Origin of the sequence: Pseudonocardia broussonetiae (assembly GCF_013155125.1) — a bacterium.
GTDB lineage: Bacteria > Actinomycetota > Actinomycetes > Mycobacteriales > Pseudonocardiaceae > Pseudonocardia > Pseudonocardia broussonetiae.
The window spans coordinates 4916491-4933672 of record NZ_CP053564.1 but is presented as its reverse complement, the minus strand read 5'-3'; the positions used below and the strand labels follow the sequence as shown (position 1 = coordinate 4933672).

The 17182-nt window shown below is 75.2% G+C and carries 15 protein-coding genes; 4 read left to right on the top strand and 11 right to left on the bottom strand.

Features of this window, described 5'->3' with window-relative positions:
• The first annotated feature begins 13 nt into the window (after window positions 1-13).
• Together HOP40_RS23970 and HOP40_RS23965 are read left to right on the top strand one after the other, a co-directional pair.
• A complete protein-coding gene (locus HOP40_RS23970) occupies window positions 14-1804 on the top strand; it encodes a sensor histidine kinase (RefSeq protein WP_172162210.1) in 1791 nt (596 codons plus the stop codon).
• On the top strand, window positions 1801-3237 hold the full coding sequence (locus HOP40_RS23965) for a phytoene desaturase family protein (RefSeq protein WP_172162208.1): 1437 nt from the start codon (window positions 1801-1803) through the stop codon (window positions 3235-3237). Before HOP40_RS23970 ends, HOP40_RS23965 begins: the two co-directional genes overlap by 4 nt.
• On the opposite strand, the gene HOP40_RS23960 is transcribed toward HOP40_RS23965, so the two are convergent.
• Together HOP40_RS23960 and HOP40_RS23955 are read right to left on the bottom strand one after the other, a co-directional pair.
• On the bottom strand, window positions 3224-3598 hold the full coding sequence (locus HOP40_RS23960) for a response regulator (RefSeq protein ID WP_240157242.1): 375 nt from the start codon (window positions 3596-3598) through the stop codon (window positions 3224-3226). The genes HOP40_RS23965 and HOP40_RS23960 overlap by 14 nt on opposite strands.
• A gap of 53 nt (window positions 3599-3651) precedes the next feature.
• Complete coding sequence (locus HOP40_RS23955) at window positions 3652-4320, bottom strand: response regulator transcription factor (protein ID WP_205347362.1); 669 nt, start codon at window positions 4318-4320, stop codon at window positions 3652-3654.
• A gap of 88 nt (window positions 4321-4408) precedes the next feature.
• On the opposite strand from HOP40_RS23955, the gene HOP40_RS23950 reads away from it, so the two are divergent.
• A complete protein-coding gene (locus HOP40_RS23950; RefSeq protein WP_172162202.1) occupies window positions 4409-5635 on the top strand; it encodes a serine hydrolase domain-containing protein in 1227 nt (408 codons plus the stop codon).
• Window positions 5636-5639: 4 nt separating this feature from the next.
• Here HOP40_RS23950 and pyrF read toward each other — a convergent pair whose 3' ends face one another.
• The 6 genes from pyrF to pyrR are packed head-to-tail and all read right to left on the bottom strand — an operon-like array spanning window position 5640 to window position 13737.
• A complete protein-coding gene (gene pyrF, locus HOP40_RS23945) occupies window positions 5640-6449 on the bottom strand; it encodes an orotidine-5'-phosphate decarboxylase (protein ID WP_172162200.1) in 810 nt (269 codons plus the stop codon).
• Window positions 6446-9772 carry a carbamoyl-phosphate synthase large subunit gene (gene carB, locus HOP40_RS23940; RefSeq protein WP_172162198.1) on the bottom strand — a complete coding sequence of 1109 codons (3327 nt, stop codon included), beginning with the start codon at window positions 9770-9772 and terminating at the stop codon, window positions 6446-6448. The genes pyrF and carB overlap by 4 nt, the downstream gene beginning before the upstream one ends.
• Window positions 9772-10881 carry a glutamine-hydrolyzing carbamoyl-phosphate synthase small subunit gene (carA, locus tag HOP40_RS23935; RefSeq protein ID WP_172162187.1) on the bottom strand — a complete coding sequence of 370 codons (1110 nt, stop codon included), beginning with the start codon at window positions 10879-10881 and terminating at the stop codon, window positions 9772-9774. Before carA ends, carB begins: the two co-directional genes overlap by 1 nt.
• The gene (locus HOP40_RS23930) at window positions 10878-12170 is read right to left on the bottom strand and encodes a dihydroorotase (RefSeq protein WP_172162176.1); all 1293 of its coding nucleotides are present in this window, start codon (window positions 12168-12170) and stop codon (window positions 10878-10880) included. Before HOP40_RS23930 ends, carA begins: the two co-directional genes overlap by 4 nt.
• Window positions 12167-13120, bottom strand: a complete 954-nt coding sequence (locus HOP40_RS23925) for an aspartate carbamoyltransferase catalytic subunit (protein WP_172162174.1) — start codon at window positions 13118-13120, stop codon at window positions 12167-12169. Before HOP40_RS23925 ends, HOP40_RS23930 begins: the two co-directional genes overlap by 4 nt.
• Window positions 13117-13737 (bottom strand): bifunctional pyr operon transcriptional regulator/uracil phosphoribosyltransferase PyrR, encoded by a 621-nt coding sequence (pyrR, locus tag HOP40_RS23920; protein WP_275691307.1) that lies wholly within the window; start codon window positions 13735-13737, stop codon window positions 13117-13119. The genes HOP40_RS23925 and pyrR overlap by 4 nt, the downstream gene beginning before the upstream one ends.
• A gap of 492 nt (window positions 13738-14229) precedes the next feature.
• Between pyrR and bldD the strand changes: the two genes are divergently transcribed.
• Window positions 14230-14712, top strand: a complete 483-nt coding sequence (gene bldD / locus HOP40_RS23915) for a transcriptional regulator BldD (RefSeq protein WP_172162172.1) — start codon at window positions 14230-14232, stop codon at window positions 14710-14712.
• A 95-nt stretch (window positions 14713-14807) separates the two neighbouring features.
• On the opposite strand, the gene HOP40_RS23910 is transcribed toward bldD, so the two are convergent.
• The 3 genes from HOP40_RS23910 to efp form a co-directional block, all read right to left on the bottom strand.
• Window positions 14808-15983 (bottom strand): MFS transporter, encoded by a 1176-nt coding sequence (locus tag HOP40_RS23910; protein ID WP_172162170.1) that lies wholly within the window; start codon window positions 15981-15983, stop codon window positions 14808-14810.
• Window positions 15984-16132: 149 nt separating this feature from the next.
• Window positions 16133-16552 (bottom strand): transcription antitermination factor NusB, encoded by a 420-nt coding sequence (nusB, locus tag HOP40_RS23905; protein WP_172169004.1) that lies wholly within the window; start codon window positions 16550-16552, stop codon window positions 16133-16135.
• A gap of 19 nt (window positions 16553-16571) precedes the next feature.
• On the bottom strand, window positions 16572-17135 hold the full coding sequence (efp, locus tag HOP40_RS23900) for an elongation factor P (protein WP_172162168.1): 564 nt from the start codon (window positions 17133-17135) through the stop codon (window positions 16572-16574).
• Between the last annotated feature and the right edge of the window lie 47 nt (window positions 17136-17182).

Sequence of the window (17182 nt, the reverse complement as noted above, 5' to 3'; positions counted from 1 at the left end):
GGGGGGCACGAGGTTGACCGGGCTCGTCGTCGCGGCGCTGGTCGTCGGGGCCGCGTGGGCGGTGGCGGCCGGGGCGGCCCGGCGCACCCGCTCCCCCGCGCTGGCCCTCGGGTGCGCCGGGCTCGCCGCCGCCCACGCGGCGGCGACGGCCTGGCCCGCGCTGGTGCCGCTCGTCCTCGCCGGGTGGGCGGCGTTCGGCGGCGCGGCGCTCGCCGCGGCCCTGCGGTGGCGCCGGGCCGCGCCGGCCGCGCGCCGGGTGCTGCAGTGGGTCGTGGCCGCGGCCGTGCTCGCCGGGGCCGTCGTCGCCGTGCTCGCCGCGCTGCACCTGATGCTCGGCGCGCCGGGCGACCTCGCCGCCTGGGGCACCGCGGCGGCCGCGCTCGTGCCACTGGGACTGGCCTGCGGGCTGCTGCCGGCCACGGCCCCCGCGGCGCCGGCCGCGCTCGTCGAGGCCGTCGTGGTGACCGGCCTGGCGGTGCTGGTCGTCGGCGTCTACCTGGTCGTGGTCGTCGGGCTGGGGCGGGTGCCGGTGGGCGGGGAGCGAGAGGTGCTGGTCTCCGGGATCGTCGCGGCGATCGTGGCGGCGGTGCTGGTCGTGCCGGTCCGGACCCGGTTGGTCGCGCTGGCCGAGGCCCTGGTCGGGCGCCGCGGCGGCCAGGCGGGTGCGATGACGTCGTTCGGGGCGCGGATGACGCGCGCCGTCCCCCTGGACGAGCTGCTGCTGCAGCTCGCGGAGTCGCTGCGCGCGTCGCTGGCCCCGGCCGGGGCCGAGGTGTGGGTCGGCGCCGAGGGGGTGCTCGACCGGGCCGTCGCCGTGCCGGACCGGCCGGCCGGCCGCGTCGTCCTGGGCCCCGAGGAGCGGGTCGTCGTCGGGCGCGCCCGCTCCGGCGGGGCCCGCTGGATGTCGGTGTGGCTGCCCGGCCTGCTCGACGACCACACCGCCCGGCACGGGGCGGACGCCCCGGTGCGCGCCGTGCCGGTGGCCCACCTCGGCGCGCTGCTCGGGCTGCTCGTCGTGCACCGCCCGGCCGGCGCCGACCCCTTCTCCGACGACGACGACCACGCGCTGGTCGAGCTCGCCCGGCAGCTGGGTCTCGCGCTGCACAACGTGACGCTGGACTCCGCGCTGCAGGCCTCGCTCGAGGAGCTGCGCACCCGCAACGCCGAGCTGCAGGCCTCCCGCGCCCGCATCGTCACCGCCGCCGACGAGTCGCGCCGCGGCATCGAGCGCGACCTGCACGACGGCGCGCAGCAGCACCTCGTCGCGCTCGCCGTGCGGATCGGGCTCGCCCGGACGGTCCTCGACGCGGACCCGGCGGCGGTCCCCGCCCTGCTCGACCAGCTGCGCACCGACGCGCAGGCCGCGATCGGCGCCGTCCGCGAGCTCGCCCACGGCATCTACCCGCCGCTGCTGCGCGAGCGCGGGCTCGGCGAGGCGCTGCGGACGGCGGCGGCCCGCTCGCCGCTGCGCTGCGCGGTGGAGGTGCAGGCGACCGGGCGCTTCGGGCAGGACGTCGAGTCGTGCGTCTACTTCTGCTGCCTCGAGGCGATCCAGAACGCCGGCAAGCACGCCGGGGCGGGATCGGAGATCCTCGTGTCCGTGACCCACACCGACGGCGTCCTGCGCTTCCGCGTCTCCGACGACGGGGCCGGGTTCGACCCGGACGCGGCCGGGACGGGGCACGGCTTCGTCAACATGCGCGACCGCCTGGGCGCCGTCGGCGGCACCCTCGAGATCGTCGCGGCGCCCGGTGCGGGTGCGGCCGTCGTCGGGTCGGTCCCGATGACGGCGAGGACCCCGTGACCGACGGGTTCGACGCCGTCGTCGTCGGGTCCGGGCCCAACGGGCTCGTCGGGGCGCTGCGGCTGGCGCGGGCGGGCCGGCGCGTGCTGCTCGTCGAGGCCGCCGGCACCGTCGGGGGCGGGCTGCGCACCGAGGAGCTGACGCTGCCCGGCTTCCGCCACGACGTCTGCGCCACCGTGGTGCCGCTCGCGCTGGCCTCCCCCGCGTTCCGCGCGCTCGGCGTCGACGTCGCCTACGACCACCCGCCGGTGCCCGCCGCGCACCCCCTGGACGGGGCGCCGGCCGCCCTGGTGCAGCGCAGCGAGGGCGCGACGGCGGCGGGCCTGGGCCGCGACGGGCCCGCCTGGCGCGCCTCGGTGGGCGCGACGGCGCGCGCCGGGTTCCCGCTGGTCGACACGCTGCTGTCCCCGCTGCACCTGCCCCCGGCCGCGCCGCTGGCCGCGGTCCGCTACGGCGCGCTCGGGGCGCTGCCCGCCACCGCCGCCGCCCGGGTGTTCCGCGATCCCGCCGCCCGCGCCGCGCTGGCCGGGATGGCGGCGCACTCGATGCTCGACCTGGCCCGGCCGCTGACCGCGGGCTACGGCCTGCTGCTGGCCGCGCTCGCGCACTCCGTCGGCTGGCCGGTGGTGCGCGGCGGCACGCAGTCGCTCGCCGATGCGCTGGTGCGGGAGCTGCAGGCGCTCGGCGGGGAAGTCGTCACCGGGTGGCGGGTGCGCGACCTCGACGAGCTGCCGCCCGTGCCCGTGACCCTGCTCGACACCTCGACCCGCGCCCTGCTCGAGATCGCCGGCGACCGGCTGCCCGCGGCGTACCGGCGACGGGTGGAGCGGTTCCGGCCCGGCCCGGGCGTCTTCAAGATCGACTACGCGCTGGACGCGCCCGTGCCGTGGACCGATCCCGCCGTCGCCGGGGCGGGCACGGTGCACCTCGGCGGCACGCTCCCCGAGATCGCCGACGCCGAGCGCACCGTGGTGCGGGGCGGGCACCCGGAGCGGCCGTTCGTGCTCGGCGTCCAGGCCTGCGTGGCCGACCCCTCCCGCGCGCCGCAGGGCAAGCACACGTTCTGGGCCTACTGCCACGTGCCGAACGGCTCCGACGTCGACATGACGGCGGCGCTCGAGGGGCAGGTCGAGCGGTTCGCCCCCGGCTTCCGCGACCGCGTGCTCGCCCGGCACGTCAGGGGACCCGCGGCGCTGGAGTCGCACAACCCCAACGAGGTGGGCGGCGACATCAACGGCGGGTCGGGCGACTGGCGCCAGTTCGTCTCCCGCCCCGTCCTCGCCCGCTCCCCCTGGCGCACCCCCGTCCCCGGGCTGTTCCTGTGCTCGGCCAGCACCCCGCCGGGCGGCGGTGTGCACGGCATGGGCGGCTGGGAGGCGGCCGGCCTCGCCCTGGCCGACCCGGTGGGGGCCCCGGCCGTCAGGTCGCGGTGAGCGCCCGCAGCGCCGCCGGGGTGAGGTCCTCCTTGTGCAGGTACGCCACCGCCCCGCAGTCGGCGGCGTCGGCCGGGAGGTCGGCCGCGGCGTAGGTGCTCATCAGCACCACCGTCGTCGACGGCGCGGCGGCCAGCAGCCGGCGCGTCGCCTCGATTCCGCTGATGCCGGGCAGGGTGATGTCCATCAGCACCACCCCCGGCCGGGTGTCGGCCGCGAGGCGCACCGCCTCCTCGCCCGTCTCGGCCTCCGCCGTCACGGTCCACCCGCCGACCAGGCCGACGACCGCCCGGGCCACCGACCGGAACGGCGGCTGGTCGTCCACGATGAGCACGTCCACCACCGCTGACCTCCCCGTCACGGTGCCCATGGTGCTCGCGGGAACGGGCGACGGGCAGGGTGCTACCACCCGGGTCAGCCGGGGTCGACCCCGTCGGCGAGGTGCATCAGCACGGCCTTGACGCGCCGGTTCGTGTCCGGCTCCGCCGCCAGGCCGAGCTTGGTGAACAGCGTGTTGATGTGCTTCTCCACCGCCCGCTCCGACAGGAACAGCGCGGCGGCGACCCCGGCGTTGCTCTTGCCCTGCGCGATCTCGGCGAGCACGTCGCGCTCGCGGGAGGTCAGATCGGCCAGCGGTGAGACCCGCGTCCGCCCGTTCGCCGACACCAGCACCTCGACGACGGCCGGGTCGATCACCGAGCCGCCGCGGGCCACCTCGCGCACCGCGGCGACGAGCTGGCCGGGGTTGCTCACGCGCTCCTTGAGCAGGTACGCCCGCGACGCGCTGCCGCCCGCGAGCAGCGCGGTGGCGTAGCCGGTCTCGGCGTACTGGGACAGCACCACGACCCCGACGCCGGGGTGCGTGGTCCGCAGCCGGCCGGCCGCGCGGACGCCCTCGTCGGTGGACGTCGGCGGCATCCGGACGTCGGTGACGACCACGTCGGGCGCGTGCTCGGCGACGGCGGCCAGGAGCGCGGGCAGGTCGCCGACGCCCGCGACCACCTCGATGTCCCCGGGCTGGCGGAGCACGGCGGTGACCCCCTCGCGCACGAGCAGGGAGTCCTCCGCGATCACGACGCGCAGCGGCACGGAGGGGAACCTACCCGGCAACCGCTTGTCCGGCCCCCGGCGGTGGCCCATAGTTCCTCCGACGAGCAGCGGGGAGGCCACCATGACGAGCACCGGACCGCGTCACAGGACGCTCCTCGCCGTGGCGGTCGCCGCCCTCCTGTGGGCCACCGGCTGCGGCGCCCCCGTGGCCGCCGCACCCGCCGCCGCACCCGCCGCCGACCCGCCCGTCCCGGCGTACGCCGCCGACCTGGCGCCCCGGCTGGAGGCCCTCGCGCAGGAGATGCTGGTGACCGGCGCCGTCGTCCTGGTCCGCTCGCCCGAGCTCGGCGACTGGAGCACCACCATCGGCACCCGGGAGCACCGGGGCACCGAGCCTGTGCAGCTCGGCGACCACGTGCGGGTGGGCAGCAACACGAAGACCTGGACCGGCACCGTCGTCCTGCAGCTCGTCGACGAGGGCCGGCTGGGCCTGGACGACCCGATCTCGACCTACGTGCCCGACGTCCCGAACGGGGACGCGATCACCCTCGCCCACCTGCTCTCCATGCGCAGCGGGCTGGACAACTACACCGAGGCGCTCGAGCTGAACGAGGCGATGGACGCGGACCCGGCACGGTCGTACGCGCCGCAGGAGCTGCTGGACATGGCCTTCCGGCGGCCGCCGCTCTACCCGCCCGGCGAGGGCTACAACTACTCGAACACCAACACGGTGCTCCTCGGGCTGGTCATCGAGCAGGTCACCGGCAACCCGGTGGCCGAGGAGTTCCGCACGCGTCTGTTCGCACCGCTCGGCATGGACGGGTCCGCGTTCCCCGACCGGGACTCGGCCGCCCTCGCCGACCCGCACCCGCGGGGCTACACCTTCGGCGGCAACGTCGAGACGATCGACAGCCTGGTGCTGCCCGACGACGTGCAGGCGCGGGCGCGGGCGGGCACGCTCGCCCCGACCGACGTCACCGACGCCAACCCGTCCTGGGGCTGGACCGCGGGGGCGGGCATCTCCACCGCGGAGGACCTCGCCGACTACGTCCGCGCCCTCGCCGGAGGCGGCCTGCTCGGCCCCGAGCTCCAGCAGCAGCGGCTCGACAGCGTCCGGCCCGTCGACCCGGCCGACCCCGCGAGCCCCGGCTACGGGCTCGGGCTCGCCCGGTTCGGCACCCTCTACGGGCACTCGGGCGAGCTGCCGGGCTTCAACTCGTTCATGGGGCACGACCCCGAGCGCGACATCACCGTCGTCACCTGGACCTCCCTCGCCCCGAGCGTCGACGGCCGCGGACCGGCCGTCGAGCTGGCGAAGGCGGTGATCGGGGCGCTGTACGCGCCGTAGCCGCTCAGGCGAGCTCGTCGCGCAGCGCCTCCGCCGCGCCGCGCACCCCGGCCGCGTCCGGGCCCGCCGCCAGCACCGACCGCGACGCCGCCGGCAGGACCACCCCGCGCACCCCGGCGAACCGGGCGGCGATGTCGGCCGGGCCCGCCCCCTGCGCCCCGAGGCCCGGCGCCAGCACCGGGCCGTTCAGCGCGCCGAGGTCCAGGCCGTGCTCCGTCGTCGCCCCGACGACCACCCCGACCGCGCCCAGCGGGTCGGCGCCGGCGTTGCGCTCCGCCGCGCCGTCGACCATCCCCTGGGCCACGCTGCGCCCGTCGAGCGTGGCGAGCTGCACGGGCGCGCCCTCCGGGTTGGAGGTGCGCGCGAGCACGAACACCCCGCGCCCGGCCGCGTCGGCCGCGGCCAGGGCCGGGTCGAGGGAGCCGAAGCCGAGGTAGGGCGAGAGCGTCACGGCGTCGGCGCCGAGCGGGGCGCCCGGGGCGAGGTAGGCGTCGGCGTAGCCGCCCATCGTGGAGCCGATGTCGCCGCGCTTGACGTCGAGGACCGTCAGCGTCCCGGTCCCGGCGAACGCGGCCAGCACCCGCTCCAGCACCGCGACGCCGCGCGAGCCGTGCCGCTCGAAGAACGCCGACTGCGGCTTGACCGCCGCCACCCTCCCCGCGAGGGCCTCGACGCAGACCGCCGCGAAGCGCTCCAGGCCGTCGGCGTCGTCGGCCAGGCCCCACTGCGCCAGCAGCGGGGCGTGCGGGTCGATCCCGACGCAGAGCGGGCCGTGCTCGGCGACCGCGGCGGTCAGCCGCGCGCCGAAGCTCACGTCCGCGCCTTGAGCAGCGCCGCGTGCGCCTCCTGCAGCGACCGCACGCCGATCCGGCCCGCCCGCATCGCCTCGACGCCCTGCACCGCCGCCCCCGCGCCCTGCACCGTCGTGATGCACGGGACGCCGCGGCCGACCGCGGCCGCGCGGATCTCGTAGCCGTCGACGCGGGGCCCGGAGTTGCCGTAGGGCGTGTTGATGATCATGTCGACCTCGCCGGCGAGGATCAGGTCGACGATCGTCCGGATCTCCTCGGTGCCCTCGAAGTGCTTGCGCACCACCGTGGTCGCGATGCCGTGGCGGCGCAGCACGTCGGCGGTGCCGCTGGTGGCCAGGATCTCGAAGCCGAGGTCGGCCAGGCGCCGGATCGGGAAGACCATGGCCCGCTTGTCGCGGTCGGCGACCGAGACGAACACCTTCCCCGCCGTCGGCAGCGAGCCGTAGGCGGCGGCCTGCGACTTCGCGAACGCCGGGCCGAACGAGGCGTCGATGCCCATGACCTCGCCGGTCGACTTCATCTCCGGGCCCAGCAGCGGGTCGACCCCGCGCCCGTCCTTGGTGCGGAACCGGTTGAACGGCAGCACCGCCTCCTTGACGGCGACGGGCGCGTCCGGCGGCAGCACCCCGCCGTCGCCCTCGGCGGGCAGCAGGCCCTCGGCGCGCAGGTCGGCGATGGTGGCGCCGAGCATGATCCGCGCGGCGGCCTTGGCCAGCGGCACCGCCGTGGCCTTGGAGACGAACGGCACCGTCCGCGACGCGCGGGGGTTGGCCTCGAGCACGTAGAGCGTCTCGCCGTGCAGCGCGTACTGGACGTTGAGCAGCCCCCGCACCCCGACGCCGTGCGCGATCGCCTCGGTCGAGCGGCGCACCTCGTCGAGCACGCTGCGCCCCAGCGTCACCGGCGGCAGGGTGCAGGAGGAGTCGCCGGAGTGCACGCCGGCCTCCTCGATGTGCTCCATGACCCCGCCGATGAACACGTCGGTGCCGTCGCACAGCGCGTCGACGTCGATCTCGATCGCGTCGTCGAGGAAGCGGTCGACCAGGACGGGCCGGGCGTCGCTGATCGTCGTGGCGCGGGAGATGTAGCCCTCCAGCGTCGCGTCGTCGTAGACGATCTCCATGCCGCGCCCGCCCAGCACGTAGGACGGCCGGACCAGCACCGGGTAGCCGATGCGGGCGGCGATCTCGCGCGCCGAGTCGTAGGTGGTGGCCATGCCGAACGCGGGCGCGGGCAGCCCGGCGCGGCGCAGCACCTCGCCGAACGCCCCGCGGTCCTCGGCGAGGTCGATCGCCGCCGCGCTGGTGCCGACGACCGGCACCCCGGCCTCGGTGAGCCGGTCGGCCAGCCCGAGCGGGGTCTGCCCGCCGAGCTGCACGATCACGCCCACGACGGTGCCGCTGGCCTGCTCGGCGTGCACGACCTCCAGCACGTCCTCGAACGTCAGCGGCTCGAAGTAGAGGCGGTCGGCCGTGTCGTAGTCGGTCGACACGGTCTCGGGGTTGCAGTTGACCATCACGGTCTCGAACCCGCCAGAGGGAATGGGCGCAGCGCGCAGCGCCATCACCGCGTGCACGCAGGAGTAGTCGAACTCGATGCCCTGCCCGATGCGGTTGGGGCCCGAGCCGAGGATGAGCACCTTCGGCCGGTCGGTCTGGCGCGCGATCTCCGACTCCGCGGCGGGGTCGGTCTCGTAGGCGCTGTAGTGGTACGGGGTGAGCGCGCGGAACTCCGCGGCGCAGGTGTCGACGGTCTTGTAGACCGGCCGCACGCCGAGGCGGTGGCGCAGCGTGCGCACCCCCGCCTCGCCCGCGAGCTCGGGGCGCAGCGCGGCGATCTGGCGGTCCGACACCCCGGCGCGCTTGGCGCGGCGCAGCACCGCCGCGTCGAGCACGGGCACGTCGAGGATCTCGGTGCGCAGCTCGGTGAGCGCGAGGATCTGGTCGAGGAACCAGGGGTCGATGCCCGTCTCGGCGGCCACCTCGGCCACGCTCGCGCCGCCGCGCAGCGCGCGCTCGACCTCGTAGATGCGGCCGTCGACGGGCACGCGGATCTCCGGCTCGCCGTCGGGGTCGGGCGTGGTCCAGAAGCCCGCCGCGGTGGTCTCCATCGACCGCAGCGCCTTGCCCAGCGCCTCGGGGAACGACCGGCCCAGCGCCATCGCCTCGCCGACGCTCTTCATCGTCGTGGTCAGCTCGGGGTCGGCCCCGGGGAACTTCTCGAACGCGAACCGCGGGATCTTCACGGCCACGTAGTCGAGCGTGGGCTCGAACGCGGCGAGGGTCTCGCCGGTGATGTCGTTGCGGATCTCGTCGAGGGTGTAGCCGACGGCCAGCCGCGCGGCGATCTTCGCGATCGGGAACCCGGTCGCCTTCGACGCCAGCGCCGAGGACCGCGAGACGCGCGGGTTCATCTCGATGACGACGAGCCGCCCGGTCTCGGGCTGGATCGCGAACTGGATGTTGCAGCCGCCGGTGTCGACGCCCACCGCGCGCAGCACCTCGATGCCCACGTCGCGCATGTGCTGGTACTCGCGGTCGGTCAGCGTCATCGCCGGGGCGACGGTGATCGAGTCGCCGGTGTGCACGCCCATCGGGTCGATGTTCTCGATGGAGCAGATGACGACCACGTTGTCGTGGTGGTCGCGCATGAGCTCGAGCTCGTACTCCTTCCACCCGAGCACCGACTCCTCGATGAGCACCTCGGTGACCGGCGAGGCCGCGAGGCCGCCGCCCGCCAGGCGCTCGAGGTCCTCGTCGGTGTGGGCCATGCCCGACCCGAGCCCGCCCATCGTGAACGAGGGCCGGATGACGACCGGCAGCCCCAGCTCGGCGACGGCGGCGCGCACCTCGTCCATCGAGTGGCACACCGCGGAGCGCGGGACGTCACCGCCGACGGACTGCACGATCTCCTTGAACTTCAGGCGGTCCTCGCCGCGCTGGATGGAGTCGAAGTCGGCGCCGATCAGCTCGATGCCGTGCCGCTCCAGCGCGCCGTTCTCGTGCAGCGCGACCGCGGTGTTGAGCGCGGTCTGCCCGCCGAGGGTCGCCAGGATCGCGGTGATCGGGTAGCCGGCGTCGCGCTCGGCCTCGATCACCTTCTCCACGAACTCGGGCGTGATCGGCTCGATGTAGGTGGCGTCGGCGAACTCGGGGTCGGTCATGATCGTCGCCGGGTTGGAGTTCACCAGCGAGACGCGGATGCCCTCCTCGCGCAGCACGCGGCACGCCTGCGTCCCGGAGTAGTCGAACTCGCACGCCTGGCCGATCACGATCGGCCCGGAGCCGATCACCATGACGTGCCGGATGTCCTCGCGGCGGGGCATCAGTCTTCTCCTGCCATGAGCGAGACGAAGCGGTCGAAGAGGTCGGCGGCGTCGTGCGGGCCGGCCGCGGCCTCGGGGTGGTACTGCACGCTGAACGCGGGGACCTCCAGCGCGGCGAGCCCCTCGACGCAGCCGTCGTTGGGGCAGGTGTGCGTGACGCGCGCGCGGCCGACGGGGGTGTCGAACTCCTCCCCCGCCTCGCCCTCGACGGCGAACCCGTGGTTCTGCGAGGTGATCGCCACGCGGCCGGTGGCGTGCTCGATCACCGGGATGTTGATGCCGCGGTGGCCGTAGGGCAGCTTGTAGGTGCCCCGCCCCAGCGCGCGGCCGAGGATCTGGTTGCCGAAGCAGATGCCGAACAGCGGGATCCGCCGCTCCAGCACCGCCCGCGTGAGCGCGACGGGGCCGTCGGCCGTGGCCGGGTCGCCGGGGCCGTTGGACAGGAAGAACCCGTCCGGCGCGAGCGCCTCGATCTCCTCGATCGACGTCGACGCGGGCAGCACGTGGGTCTCGATCCCCCGCTGCGCCAGCATCCGCGGGGTGTTCGACTTGATGCCGACGTCCAGTGCGGCCACCCGGAACCGGGTCGGCCCCGACGCCGGCACGACGTAGGGCTCGCGCGTGGTGACGGCGCCGTAGAGGTCGGAGCCCTCCATGCGCGGGCTGTCGAGCACGCGGCGCACCAGCACGTCGTCGTCGGCCAGGTCGGGCCCGGAGAACACGCCCGCGCGCATCGCCCCGCGCTCGCGCAGGTGGCGCACCAGCGCGCGGGTGTCGACGCCCGCGACCGACACGATCCCCTGCTCCCGCAGGGCGTCGCCGAGCGAGCCGGTGGAGCGCCAGTTCGACGCCGACCGCGACGGGTCGCGCACCACGTACCCGGCGACCTGGATCCCGGCCGACTCGTCGTCCTCGTCGTTCCAGCCGGTGTTGCCGACGTGCGGCGCGGTCTGGACGACGATCTGGCGGTGGTAGGAGGGGTCGGTCAGCGTCTCCTGGTAGCCGGTCATCCCGGTCGTGAACACCGCCTCGCCGAGCCCGGTCCCGAGCGCCCCGAAGGCCTCGCCCCGGAAGATCCGCCCGTCCTCGAGCACCAGTACCGCTGTCATGGAGAAACCTTCCCGTCCTGCGCCGTGATCCGTCCTCTGAGGACGGTGGCGACCACCGCACCGGGCAGCCGCATCCCCTCGTACGGGGTGTTCGACGCCCGGCTGGCGAGCGCGGCCCCGCGCACCGTCCACTGGGCGTCCGGGTCGACCAGCGCGAACGTCGCCGGCTCACCCGCCGCGATCGGGCGCCCGTGGTCGGACAGCCCGCCGATCTCCGCCGGCCGCTCCGACAGCACGCGGGCCACGCCGCGCCAGTCGAGCAGGCCGGGCTCCACCATGGTGTGCACCAGCACCGACAACGCCGTCTGCAGCCCCAGCATGCCCGGACGTGCGGCCTGCCACTCCGTGTCCTTGTACTGCGACGCGTGCGGGGCGTGGTCGGTGGCGACGACGTCGATGACGCCCTCGGCCAGCGCCGCGCGCATCGCCTTCGTGTCCTCCGCGGTGCGCAGCGGCGGGTTGACCTTGTTGACGGGGTCGTAGCCGCTGAGGCGCGAGTCGGTGAGCAGCAGGTGGTGCGGGGTGACCTCGGCGCTCACCCGCACCCCGGCCGCCTTGGCCGCGCGCAGCACGTCGACGGTGCGGGCCGAGGAGATGTGGCAGACGTGCAGCGCCGCACCGGCCTCGCGGGCCAGCGCGCAGTCGCGGGCGACGATCGTCTCCTCCGCGGTGGCCGGCCAGCCGGCCAGCCCCAGCCGCGACGCGACGACGCCCTCGTGGGCCTGCGCGCCCCCGGTGAGGCGGTGGTCCTCGGCGTGCTGGGCGATCACGGCACCGAGCGCGGAGGCGTACTCCAGGGCGCGACGCATGATCAGCGGGTCGTTGACGCACTTCCCGTCGTCGCTGAACATCCGCACCTGCGCGCGGCTGGCGGCCATCGTCCCGAGCTCGGCCATCTGCTGCCCGGCCAGGCCGACGGTGACGGCGCCGACCGGGTGGACGTCGACCAGGCCGACCTCCTGCCCGCGCCGCCACACGTGCTCGACGACGACGTCGGAGTCGGCGACGGGATCGGTGTTGGGCATCGCGAACACGGCGGTGAACCCGCCCAGCGCGGCCGCGGCCGACCCGGTGGCGACGTCCTCGGACTCCTCGCCGCCGGGCTCGCGCAGGTGGACGTGCAGGTCGACGAAGCCGGGCAGCAGCACGTGCCCGCCGCCGTCCAGCGTGGCCACGTCCTCGGGCGCGGTGAGCCCCGGGCCGATCTCGGCGACGACCCCGTCGCGGACGAGGACGTCGACGGCGTCACCGCCGTAGGGGCGGACGTCGGTGATGAGCAGGTCGGTCATTCGGGTGCTCCCGCGAGGAGGTGGTAGAGCACGGCCATGCGGACGTGGACGCCGTTGGCGACCTGCGCCAGCACGGCCGAGGAGGGCCCGTCGGCGACCGCGGGCGCGATCTCCATGCCGCGCACCATCGGACCCGGGTGCAGCACCGGGGCGTGCTCGGGCAGCAGGGCCGCACGCGCCTCGGACAGGCCGTAGCCGACGGCGTACTCGCGCGCCGACGGGAAGAACGCGCCGTGCATCCGCTCGGCCTGCACGCGCAGCATCATCACCGCGTCCAGGGCGGGCAGCTCGGCGTCGAGAGAGGAGCTGACGCGGCAGGGCCACTGCTCGACGCCCACCGGCAGCAGCGTCGGCGGCGCGATGAGCACGACGTCGGCGCCGAGGGTGGCCAGCAGCAGCACGTTGGACCGCGCGACGCGGCTGTGCAGCACGTCGCCGACGATCCCGATGCGGCGCCCGGCGATGGTGCCCGACCCCCGGGCGCGGAAGTGGTCCCGCAGCGTGGCCGCGTCGAGCAGCGCCTGGGTGGGGTGCTCGTGCGTGCCGTCGCCGGCGTTGACGATCGAGGTGTGGCCGCCGCCGATCTCGGAGTCCATCCAGCCCGCGAGCCGGTGCGCCGAGCCCGACGCCGGGTGCCGCACGACGACGCAGTCGGCGCCCATGGCCGAGAGCGTCAACGCGGTGTCGCGCAACGACTCCCCCTTCGACACCGACGAGCCGGACGCGCTCACGTTGACCGTGTCGGCGCTCATCCACTTGCCCGCGATCTCGAACGACACCCGGGTGCGCGTCGAGTTCTCGTAGAACATCGTGATCACGGTGCGGCCGCGCAGCGTGGGGAGCTTGCGGACCTCGCGGCCCAGCAGGGCCTGCTTGAGGCGGTCGGCGGTGTCGAGCAGGCCGGTGGCCGCGGCGGCGTCGAGGTCGGCGACCGAGAGCAGGTGCCTCACGCCGGACCCTCCCGGTCGGGCTCGCCCGGCGCGTCGTCGGCACCGGCGGCGCCGCGGCGCAGCCGGACCCCGTCGACGTCGTCGGTCTCGGTCAGCAGCACCAGGATCTGCTCCTCCCGGCTGGTGGGGACGTTCTTGCCGACGTAGTCGGCGCGGATGGGGAGCTCGCGGTGGCCGCGGTCGACGAGGACCGCGAGCTGCACCGCGCGCGGGCGGCCGTGGTCGGCCAGCGCGTCGAGCGCGGCGCGGACCGTGCGGCCCGACATCAGCACGTCGTCGACGAGCACGACGAGCCGTCCGTCGAGACCGCCCTCGGGGACGTCGGTGTCCTCCAGGGCGCGGGTCGGGCGCAGGCGCAGGTCGTCGCGGTAGAGCGTCGCGTCGACCGAACCCACGCCGGGGACCGTGCCGGAGAACTCCCCGATGGCCGCGGCCAGGCGGCGCGCCAGCACGGCGCCGCGGGTGGGGATGCCGATGAGGACGACGCCGTCGTCGCCCGCCGTCTTCTCGATGATCTGGTGCGCGATGCGCGCGACGGTGCGGGTGACGTCCGCGGCGGACAGCAGCTCCCGGTCACCCGGTGCGCCCGCGACGTCCCCGCGGCGATCGATCGCCACGAGTGACTCTCCTTCCCCGCCTCACGGGACGGGCCTTAAAGGAACGGTGTGGTCGCGACCGTACCAGCGGGTCACCGGACGGCCCGCCTCCGAGCGCCCGGGCATCGGGAGCATCACACCTGCTCCGGATGCGACCCCGTTTGCCACCCTCCGGAGTCCCATGCGTCACACGTCGATCACGCTCCGGTCACGAACTACCGGTGGCGGGGCGGGTACCCCGCCGACGAAAGCCCTGGCGGCGGCGTGTCGATCAGCCATTAGGGTGGAACCGGGGCGTAACGGGCCGGGGACGGGTCCGACAACTTGACCAGACGGCGGCGGCGAGCGCATGATTACTCTCCGTATTGATCGACTGTTTCTCGGGCGGCCGCGGCCGCGGGGGGCACCACCCGAGACGACCCTCGGCGTTCCCGAGCGCCGACTCCCCGAGAACCTCAGTTCCTCCGACGCCGGCCCGCGAGGGTCGGCGCCAGTCACGAAAGGGGTCGCCGCATGGGCGACTACGCCAAGGCGCTCGGCGGGAAGCTCCGCGCCATCCGGCAGCAGCAGGGCCTCTCGCTGCACGGCGTCGAGCAGAAGTCGGGCGGGCGGTGGAAGGCCGTCGTCGTGGGTTCCTACGAGCGCGGTGACCGTGCGGTCACCGTCCAGAAGCTGGCCGAGCTGGCCGACTTCTACGGCGTGCCGGTGGCCGAGCTGCTGCCCGAGGGCCGCGTGCCGTCCGGCTCCGAGCCCGCCACCAAGATCGTCATCAACCTGGAGCGGCTCCAGCAGCTCCCGGCGGACAAGGTGGGCCCGCTGGCCCGCTACGCCGCCGCCATCCAGAGCCAGCGCGGCGACTACAACGGCAAGGTGCTCAGCATCCGCGCCGAGGACCTCCGCTCGCTCGCGATCATCTACGACAAGAGCCCGGGCGAGCTGACCGACCAGCTCATCGACTGGGGCGTGCTGCCCCCGGAGGCCCGGCCCGCGACGTGACGGTCGGGTGCCTGGGGAAGGGCACCCGCACGCACGGCGAACGGCCCTCCCGCCCACCTCGAGTGGGCGGGAGGGCCGTTCGCACATCCGGGGGGCTACGGCGCGACGGCGACGGGTGCGGCCCGGCGGCGCCGGGCGTACCGGATCGCCGCGACGGCCGGCACGATCCCCAGCGCGGCGAGCAGGGCCCCGGCGGCGGGCGGCGCGGCCAGGCCCAGCCCGGCGGTGAGCACGAGCCCGCCCGCGGCCGCGCCGATGGCGTTGGCGAGGTTGAACGCCGACTGGATCGACGCCGACGCGAGCGCCGGGGCCTCCCCCGCCGCGTCCAGCACGACCGACTGCACGGCCGGCACGATCGCGAGACCGGCCGCGCCGACCGCGAAGACGACGACGGGCGCGAGCACCGGCGAGCGCAGCGCGGGCACGGCGACCACCAGCACCACCGTCTGCACGGCGAGCATGGCGACGACGACCCGGCGCGGGTCGAACCGGTCGGCCAGGCGCCCGCCCGCGACCGTGCCGACCGTCATGCCCAGGCCGAACGCCGCCAGCAGCAGCGGGACGGCCGCGGGCGCGAAGCCGGTGAGGTCGGTCATCATCGGGGCGATGTAGGTGTAGAAGGCGAAGAGCCCGCCGCCGCCGACGACCACGGTGCTCAGCGCCAGCAGCACGACGGGCCGGCGCAGCGCCGCGAACTCGGCGCCGATGCTGGGGCGGGACGTGACGGCATCGCGCGGGAGCGTCAGCACCATCCCCGTGACGCACAGCAGCGCCAGCGCGGTGATGAGGGCGAACGCGAGGCGCCACCCGGCGATCCCGCCGAGCGCGGTGGCCGCGGGCACGCCGACGAGGTTGGCGACGGTCAGCCCCAGCACCATCGACGCCACCGCCGACGCCCGCCGCCCCGGCGGCACCAGCGAGGCCGCCACCAGCGCCCCGACGCCGAAGAACGCGCCGTGCGGGAGCCCGGAGAGGAACCGGGCGACGACGAGCAGCCCGAACGTCGGCGCCACGGCCGCGAGCGCGTTGCCGGCGGCGAACAGGCCCATGAACAGCAGCAGCGCGGTGCGCCGGCGCAGCCGCACGGCCGCGGCCGTGAGCAGCGGCGCCCCGACGACGACGCCGACGGCGTAGGCCGTGACGAGGTTGCCGCCGACGGGCAGGGAGACGGACAGGTCGCCGACGATGCGGGGAAGCAGGCCCATCACGGCGAACTCGGTGAGCCCGATGGCGAACGTCCCCAGCGCCATCACGACGATCGCGATCGGCACGGCGCGGCCCCCCGGCGGTCGGCGGATGTGACAGCGGCCGACGCTACGCCGGGGATCGAATCGATTCGATGGCGTGGGACCCAGAACACACCCGTGAGTGGCGACCGTGGCCAGGGCCACGATCGCCACTCACGAGCGCGGAGCGCAGATCAGCGCGCGGCGCGCAGCTGCTCGCCGATGTCGGCGATGCGGCCCAGGACGCCGTTGAGGAAGCGCGGGCTGTCGTCGGTGGACAGCGTGCGGGCCAGCTCGACGGCCTCGGTGATCGCCACCGGGTCGTCGATCTCGTCGACCCACAGCAGCTCGAACACGCCGATCCGCAGCAGCGCGCGGTCGACCGCGGGCATGCGGGCCACGGTCCAGCCCTCGGCGTGCTCGGCGAGGAGCTGGTCGATGCGTTCGCGGTGCGCGACGACGCCCTCGACGAGCATCGCCGCGTACTCGGAGACGGGCGGCGCGTCGTCGGTCTCCCTGCGCTGCACCAGCACCGCGAGCGGGTCATCGCCGCGGGCCTCGGACTCGAACAGGATGTCCAGTGCCCGCTTCCGGGCCTTGGTGCGGGCTCTCAGCATGTCGGAGCTCGGGCGATCAGGAGGAGATGCGGCCGAGGTAGCGCCCGTCGCGGGTGTCCACCTTGACCTTCTCGCCGGTGGTGACGAACAGCGGCACCTGGATCTCCGCGCCGGTCTCCAGCGTGGCGGGCTTGGTGCCGCCGGTGGAGCGGTCGCCCTGCAGGCCGGGGTCGGTGTGGCTGATGACGAGCTCGACCGACGTCGGGAGCTCGACGAACAGCGGCACCGACTCGTGCAGCGCGACCATCGCGACCTGGTTCTCCAGCAGGTAGCCGGCCGCGGAGCCGACGGTGCCCTCCGGGATCGGGATCTGGTCGAACGTGTCGCCGTCCATGAAGACGAAGTCGGCGCCGTCGCGGTAGAGGAAGGTCATGTCGCGGCGGTCGACCGTGGCGGTCTCGACCTTGGTGCCGGCGTTGAAGGTCTTGTCGACGACCTTCCCGGTCATCACGTTCTTCAGCGTCGTGCGCACGAAGGCGCCGCCCTTGCCGGGCTTGACGTGCTGGAACGCCGTGACCGCCCAGAGCTGGCCGTCCAGGTTGAGCACCAGGCCGTTCTTCAGGTCGTTCGTGGTGGCCACGTGAGCGGGTCTCCTGCATCGGTTCGGGGCGCGCGGCTGCCGTGAGG